Annotated in this window: 1 protein-coding gene; it reads left to right on the top strand. The window is 32.2% G+C overall.

Going from position 1 to position 652, the window contains the following annotated elements; translation table 11 throughout:
* Positions 1–195 precede the first annotated feature (195 nt).
* Positions 196–570 carry a hypothetical protein gene (locus CWB66_RS21125; protein ID WP_138584248.1) on the top strand — a complete coding sequence of 125 codons (375 nt, stop codon included), beginning with the start codon at positions 196–198 and terminating at the stop codon, positions 568–570.
* The last annotated feature ends 82 nt before the right edge of the window (positions 571–652 follow it).

Raw genomic sequence — 652 nt, 5'->3', positions numbered from 1 at the left:
TAATAAATTGAACTAAATGTTTGTTCCGAGAGCCGAATTTTTGACTTAGCACGATTGAATAAATAAGGAATAGGCATGGTTAAATTAGCTAATTTTTTTGGAGGGCGTAACAGCTTTATTTACTAATTAAAAGCAGTTAAACCGGGCTTTGTTTTAAGCATCCTGATATCTGTTGGGTTTCATGCTGTAGACCAAATGCTCGATGATAAAAAACTCTGGCACGATTTTATAGGCGGGGTCTCTGTTGATTTAGCAATTGCTGACGCATCATCAGGTATTGCTTGGGCAGGTGTCTCTTCTTTAGCTGGCACAGCTGCAGTTGTTGCCGTTGGTCCAATTTTGGCAGTAGTTATTGTAAGTTCAGCTATAGCCTTACTAGCATATAATTTTATTGACACAAAGACCTTAACTAAGAAATTAGCAACTAGTTTAAGGATTGCTGAAAGTAATGCGAAAAATAATTTACAAAAAATACACAATAACTTACGAGATGCTAGTAATATGTATAAAGAAAATCCTATAAAATTTATGCATAACCTCTTTGCAATACCTTATTTAAAAAATGATTAATGGTAATTTAATGAAATCTGAAAAATTAGCGTTAAGTAAAAATATAAAGGTTGTATTTTTATTTGTGTTAGTTTTTATAATC

Origin of the sequence: Pseudoalteromonas sp. S558 (genome assembly GCF_005886635.1) — a bacterium.
In the GTDB taxonomy this organism is placed as follows: domain Bacteria; phylum Pseudomonadota; class Gammaproteobacteria; order Enterobacterales; family Alteromonadaceae; genus Pseudoalteromonas; species Pseudoalteromonas aliena.
This window is presented reverse-complemented; position numbering and strand designations above follow the sequence as displayed.

Excerpts from the sequence above, each read along its gene's own strand:
- CWB66_RS21125 (WP_138584248.1), top strand. The coding sequence starts at position 196 with ATGCTCGATGATAAAAAACTCTGGCACGATTTTATAGGCGGGGTCTCT.